Origin of the sequence: Kitasatospora sp. NPDC057518 (assembly GCF_042802075.1) — a bacterium.
GTDB lineage: Bacteria > Actinomycetota > Actinomycetes > Streptomycetales > Streptomycetaceae > Kitasatospora.
This window is the reverse complement of record NZ_JBHVEU010000492.1, coordinates 1-6,405: the sequence shown is the minus strand read 5'-3', so window position 1 is coordinate 6,405 and position 6,405 is coordinate 1. Positions and strand designations below refer to the sequence as shown.

The 6,405-nt window shown below is 73.1% G+C and carries 5 protein-coding genes; 4 read left to right on the top strand and 1 reads right to left on the bottom strand.

The window, feature by feature from the left end; translation table 11 throughout:
* Nucleotides 1-365 (top strand): 5-carboxymethyl-2-hydroxymuconate Delta-isomerase (locus tag ACFU7Z_RS34135; RefSeq protein ID WP_380781823.1); only part of this gene is annotated, 365 nt, incomplete at its 5' end.
* Nucleotides 366-425: 60 nt separating this feature from the next.
* Here the strand turns inward: ACFU7Z_RS34135 and ACFU7Z_RS34130 are convergent.
* Nucleotides 426-2,030, bottom strand: coding sequence for an alpha/beta hydrolase (locus tag ACFU7Z_RS34130; protein ID WP_380781821.1), 1,605 nt, complete (start codon nucleotides 2,028-2,030; stop codon nucleotides 426-428).
* A 146-nt stretch (nucleotides 2,031-2,176) separates the two neighbouring features.
* Here ACFU7Z_RS34130 and ACFU7Z_RS34125 point away from each other — a divergent pair, with 146 nt between their 5' ends.
* The 3 genes from ACFU7Z_RS34125 to ACFU7Z_RS34115 all read left to right on the top strand — a co-directional run bounded on the left by ACFU7Z_RS34125 (nucleotide 2,177) and on the right by ACFU7Z_RS34115 (nucleotide 6,345).
* On the top strand, nucleotides 2,177-3,529 hold the full coding sequence (locus tag ACFU7Z_RS34125) for an MFS transporter (RefSeq protein ID WP_082345700.1): 1,353 nt from the start codon (nucleotides 2,177-2,179) through the stop codon (nucleotides 3,527-3,529).
* Between the two features lie 191 nt (nucleotides 3,530-3,720).
* Nucleotides 3,721-4,542: an SAM-dependent methyltransferase gene (locus tag ACFU7Z_RS34120; protein WP_380781825.1), complete on the top strand. Its 822-nt coding sequence runs from the start codon at nucleotides 3,721-3,723 to the stop codon at nucleotides 4,540-4,542.
* 168 nt (nucleotides 4,543-4,710) lie between these two features.
* Nucleotides 4,711-6,345, top strand: coding sequence for a metallophosphoesterase family protein (locus tag ACFU7Z_RS34115; protein ID WP_117485665.1), 1,635 nt, complete (start codon nucleotides 4,711-4,713; stop codon nucleotides 6,343-6,345).
* Nucleotides 6,346-6,405: the final 60 nt, after the last annotated feature.

Here is a 6,405-nt window from a genome sequence, read left to right as displayed (position 1 = left end):
TCCCGGAGGTTCCCGTGCCGCAGATCCTGGTCGACCACTCGGCCGAACTCGACTTCGACCGGACGGCGCTGGCCGCCGAGGTCCACCAGGCGATCACCGAGGTGATCGACACCACGGTGGCGGACTGCAAGACGCTCTTCCGCCCCGCCGGCGGCCACCGGGTCGGCGACGGGACGAGCGGCGAGGCCGCGGTGCTGGTCGAGGTGAAGATCCTGGCCGGCCGCAGCGCCGAGCAGCGCGCCGAGCTGACCGCCCGGGTGCTCGCCGCCCTGCGCGCCCGGATCGCCGGGCCCGCCGCCATCGGCGTCCAGGTCACCGAACTCGACCGGGACACCTACCGGTTCGTCCACCACCCGGGGCACTGACCCGCAAAGCGGCGACGGCGCCGGGCCCGCGGGCCCGGCGCCGTCATCGTGCGGGACGGATCAGTCCGTCGGGCAGCGGATGCCCGCGGCCGGGACGGTCCCGTCCAGCAGGAAGGCGTCCACCGAGGCGCGCACGCACTTGCTGGCGCCGTACCCGGTGTGGCCCTCGCCCTCGCGGGTGACCAGGACGGCGTTGCCGAGCTCGGCGGTCAGCTTCTCGGCCCAGGCGTACGGGGTGGCCGGGTCGCCGGTGGTGCCGACCACCACGATCGGGGCGGCGGCCGTGTTCTTGACCGCGTGCGGCCTCTCCGTCGAGGCGGCCGGCCAGATCCGGCAGTCCGGGTCGAACAGCGCGGCCATCGGGTCGTGCTTGCTGACCAGCGGGGCCTTGGCGGCGAGGTCGGTCAGCGCGGCCTGCAACTGCTCGCCGGCCGGGGCGTCGGTGGCGCCGTCGGCGCAGTGGATGGCCGTGTAGGCGTCCGCCGAGGGGCGGTACTTGCCGTCCTTGTCGCGGCCGTTGTAGCCGTCGGCGAGGTCCAGCAGGTAGTCGCCCTTGCCGCGCACCATCGCCCAGCCGATGGAGTTGCGCAGACCGGTCCAGGCCTTCTCGCCGCCGTAGAGCCGGCTGAGCACGCCCGTCCAGGCCGCGCTCGAGGTCAGGGTGCGGCCCTTCTCCGTCTTGAGCGGCTTGTCCTTGAGCCCGTCGAGGAACGCGGCGAGCTTCTGCGCCGCCTGCTCGGGGTCCTTGCCGAGCGAGCAGGCGTCCTTGGTGACGCAGTCCGCGGCGAAGGCCTTCAGGGCCCGCTCGAAGCCGCCCTGCTGCTCGATGTTGTGCTGGACCAGCGAGATGGAGGCCGAGGTGGCGCCGTCCAGGACGAGCCGGCCGACCTTGTCCGGGAACTCCTCGGCGTACAGCGAGCCGAGGTAGGTGCCGTAGGACAGGCCGAGGTAGCTGAGCTTCTGGTCGCCGAGGGCGCCGCGCAGCACGTCCATGTCCCGGGCGCTGTTGCGGGTGCTGACGAAGGGCAGGAGCTGGGCGTACTTGGCCTGGCAGGCGTCGGCCAGCTGCTTGCCGTGGTCGGCCGCGGGCTGGTCGGTGGTCAGCCAGTCGTCCCGGGTGCGGTCGTCCAGGCAGTTGAGCGGGCTGGTGCCGGCGGTGCCGCGCGGGTCGAAGCCGACGATGTCGTAGCGGTCGTGCACCGGGCCGTCGAAGCCCTTGGGGTCGTAGGTGACCATCCCGACGCCGGAGCCGCCCGGGCCGCCGGGGTTGATCAGCAGCGAGCCGATCCGCTGGTCGGGCTTGGTCGCCGGGTTGCGGACCACGGCGACGTCCAGGGTGCCGACCTCCGGTGCGGCGTAGTTCAGCGGCACCTTGAGGGTGGCGCACTGGAGCGCGGAGGTGTCCTCCTCGTTCTGCGGGTCCTTCTGGCAGGGGCCCCAGGCGAGTTGCTGGCCGTAGAAGGCCTTGAGGGCGGGGTCGGCGGCGCCGGTGGGCTTGGGCGTCGGGGTCGCGACGGCGCTCGGCGTCGCGACGGCGGCGGCGTCCGGGGAGGCCGAGGGCGCGGCGGCGGTGCCGCCTCCGCTGGTGCAGCCGGCCAGCAGGGCGGCGGTGGCGAGGGCTGCGACGGCGGCGGGCAGGGCGCGCCGCGGGGTCCGGGTGATCATGGAATGCACGGCACAGGAATATCACCTGCCTGTCACATCAGTCACATGGGATTCTCAGAGTGCTCTGCGTCAACGGACCGGAGCACGCCGCCCACCGGCCGCGAGAAGTGATTCCGCGGCGGTCCGAACGGTGCCATGCTGAGGCCATGACAGAAAGCAGCGCGGTGGCACCGCTCCGTCACCAGGCGGAAACCGGCGGGCGGCGGCGGGAGTTGGCCGCGGCGACGGTCGGATCGGTGGTCGAGTCCTTCGACTGGAACATCTACGCCGTCCTCGCGCCCTACTTCGCGGCGGACCTCTTCGGGCACGGCAAACACGGCGTCAGCGGCGTGCTCGGCGCGTACGTCACCTTCGCGGTGGGCTTCGTCGCCCGGCCGGTCGGCTCGTACCTGATCGGGCGGCTCAGCGACACCCGGGGACGGCGCTTCGCGCTCAGCCTCGGCATGGCGGTGATCGCCGTCGCCAGCCTGGGCATCGCCGCCGTCCCGGGCCAGCGGAGCATCGGGGTCTGGGCGGCCGTGCTGGCCGTGCTCGCCCGGGTGGTACAGGGGCTGGCCTTCGGCGGGGAGGCGCCGAGCGTGGCCGCGTACGTGACCGAGACCGCCCCGCGGCGGCACCGCTTCGCGTTCAGCTCGGTCTCCTACGGCGGGATCATCCTCGGCTCGCTGCTCTCCTTCGGCGTGCTCACCCTGCTGATCCACACCCTCGGCAAGTCCGGCCTGGAGAACGGCGGTTGGCGCTGGGGCTTCGTGGTCGCCGCGCTGCTCGGGCTGGCCGCCGTCTGGGTGCGGCGGTGGGCGCCGGAGAGCGCCGAGTTCCACCGCGCCCGGGAACGGGCGGGCCGCGCCGCCCGCCCGCCGTTCCTCCGGACGCTGCGCGAGCACCGCTGGGCGGTGCTCACCGTCTTCCTCAACACCCTGGGCGGGACTGTCGGTTACTACTTCGCGCTGGTGTACCTGCCGCAGTACGCCGCCGCCTACCACGTGATCGGCAAGGAGGAGGCGGCCTCCTTCATGACCGTGGTGCTCGGCGTGGTGCTGGCCACCATGCTGCTCACCGGCGCCGCCGCCGACCGCTTCGGCCTGCTGCCGGTCGCCCGGATCGGCTTCGGCCTGCCGATCCCGCTGGTCGGGGTGCTGCTCGCCGGGCTGCGCCAGGGCTGGCTGCCGTTCCAGGTCGTCGCCGTGCTGCTGGGGATGCTGGTGGCTACGGTGCTCGGCACGCTCAACGTCTTCACCGGGCTGCTGTTCCCGACCGAGGTGCGGGCGGTCGGCCTCGGCGTGGTCAACGCGGCCACCATCGCGGCGTTCGGCGGCACCTTCCCGCTGCTCGCCGAGTGGCTGAGCGGCCGGCACTGGCTGGGCGTGATCCCCGCGTACGTCACCGTCTGCACGGCCGGCCCGGCCCTCGCGCTGCTGACGGCGATGAAGGTGCCCTCCTTCGCCGAGGCCGTCCGCGAGACGGAAGGAGCGGTTCAGCGGACACCCGGAACCGCCTGACGGACAGTCATCGGCTGTGGTTGAGTGGTCCGGACCACTGCTGAACGGGGAGGGCTGGCGTGGGCATCGACGCACCGGGTACCGACATACCGGACACCAACGCAAGGGACGGCGACCTGCCGGAGGACTGCGGGCTCGACGGCTGCGGCTCGGACGACTGCGCGCCGGGGGGCCGCGTGTCGGAGAGCTGGCTGACCGAGGCCGGGTTCGAGGAGCCGCCGCCGGTGGACCTGCGCACCGACCGGGCGCACTCCGCCCGGGTCTACGACTACCTGCTCGGCGGCAAGACCAACTTCCCGGCCGACCGCGAGGTCGGCGACCGCGTCCTCGCCGAACTGCCCGGCGTGCGCGAGGACGCCACCGCCGCCCGCGCCGTGATGCGGCGGATGGTCCGCCGGCTCGCCGGGGTGCACGGCGTCCGCCAGTTCCTGGACGTCGGCACCGGCATCCCCACCACGCCCAACCTGCACGAGATCGTCCAGGCCGTCGACCCGGCCTGCCGCGTGGTCTACGTCGACAACGACCCGATCGTGCTCGCCCACTCGCGGGCCCTGCTCACCAGCACCCCCGAGGGCCGTACCGCCTACGTCCAGGGGGACCTGCGCGAGCCGGAGCAGTTCCTCGCCGACCCGGGGGTGGCCGCCACCCTGGACCTCCGCGAGCCGGTCGCCCTGACGCTCATCAACATCGTCCACTTCCTCTCCGACGAGGTCGCGCACCCGCCCGTCCGCAAGCTCCTGGACGCCCTGCCGGCCGGCAGCTTCCTCGCCCTCTCGGCCGGGACCGCCGACATCGCGCCGGAGCGCGCCGGGATCGCCACCCGCCGCTACGCGGAGGCCGGGATCGACCTCCACCTCCGCTCGCGCGAGCGCGTCGAACGCTTCTTCGGCGGGCTGGAACTGGACGACCCGGGCGTCGTCCTGGTCGACCGCTGGCACCCGGAGCCCGCCGGGGGCCCGGCGCCGGGCGAGGGGAAGGTCGGGGTGTACGGGGGAGTCGGCCGCAAGGCGTAGGAGACCGGCCCTGCGAACGGGCCCTGCGAACGAAGCCTGAGAACGAAGCCTGCGAACCAGGCCCGAGAACGAAGCGTGCGAACGGAAGCTGCGAAAACGATCGTCTTTACGTGCACATGTCATTAAAGTGACTGCCTGTCGAACCCCCACTCGGCAGGCGGAGTCCTCATGACCATTGCACGCAGGTCCATCCTCAAGGGCACCTCGGCGGCCGGAGCCGCCCTGGTGGCCGCGGCCTCGACGGCGGGCGCGCAACCCGCGGCCGCCCAACCGGCCGACGACGCGCCCACCAGCCCGCTCCTGCAGACCACCCCGCACCGCTCCGGAACGGCCGCGGTGTCCGGGCTGCACCTCCAGTTCGGCACCGACGCCGGCACGGAGATGACCGTCTCCTGGCTCACCCCGCAGTCCGTGCGCCGTCCGCAGGTGCGGTACGGCTCACCGGACGGCGGCCTCGGCCGGGTCGTCCAGGCCGAGACCCGCACCTACCGGGACTCGATCGACAAGGTCGAGGTGTACGTCCACCACGCGCGGCTCACCGGCCTGCGCCCGGGCACCACCTACCTCTACAGCGCCGGCCACGACGGGGCCACCCCCGAGACCGGCACCTTCACCACCGCCCCGCGCGGCCGCGCCCCGTTCACCTTCACCAGCTTCGGCGACCAGGCCGCGCCCAACCTCCGCCGCCGGATCACCTTCCCCGACGGCATGCCCTCCCCGCTCGGCAAGTACCCGGTGTTCATGAGCAGCCAGGTCGGCACCGCGGCCTCCGCCGACATCGTCGCCGCCGTCGAGCGCGTCGGCCCGCTGTTCAACCTCATCAACGGCGACCTCTGCTACTCCTCCTACGCCGGCCGCCACGGCCAGAGCCGCACCGCGACCTGGGCCGACTGGTTCATCAGCAACAGCCGCTCCACCCGGCTGCGGCCCTGGATGCCCTGCGTCGGCAACCACGAGAACGAGGGCGGCAACGGCCCGATCGGCGCGCTCGGCTACCAGGCGTACTTCTCCCTCCCCGACTCCTCGGCCTCCTCCGACGAGGAGACCCGGGGCCTGTGGTACGCCTTCACCGTCGGCTCGGTGCGCTTCATCAGCCTCGCCAACGACGACGAGGCCATCCAGAACTCCGGCGACGTCTACCTGCGCGGCTTCTCCGGCGGAGCCCAACGGCGCTGGCTGGAGCGGGAGTTGCGGACGACGCGGAACAACCGGGCGATCGACTGGATCGTGGTCTGCATGCACCACCCGATGATCTCCAGCTCGAAGCACGGCTCCGGCAGCGACCTCGGCCTGCGCGAGACCTGGGGCCCGCTGTTCGACGCCTACGGGGTCGACCTGGTGGTGTGCGGCCACGAGCACTACTACGAGCGCTCCCACCCCGTCCGCGGCACCCTGCCGAACGACGCCCGCACCCCGGTGCCGACCAGCACCCGCACCGACATGGTCGACACCGGGCGGGGCACCGTCCACATGGTCATCGGCGCCGGCGGCAACGCCGCCACCACCCAGGACGACCTCTTCGAGCAGCCCAAGGGCCGGGTCGTCATCGGGCTGGAGGACCCGAAACCGGGCGCGCCCTACCGGGAATCGGTCTGGCTCACCGAGGACGCGCCCTGGGCCGCCGTCCAGGACCGCGAACACGCCCACGGCTTCGCGGCCTTCGAGGTCGACCCGGGCGACCGGCGCGGCGGCACCACCACCATGAAGGTCACCTACTACACCTTCGACGGACCGCACGGGGACCTCACCCCGGTGGACACCTTCACCCTGTACCGGCGCCGGACGGACGGGCGCGACGGCTGACCGCCACCGGCACCGCCACTGACCGACACCGGCGCCGGTGTCGGTCAGTGGCGGTGCCGG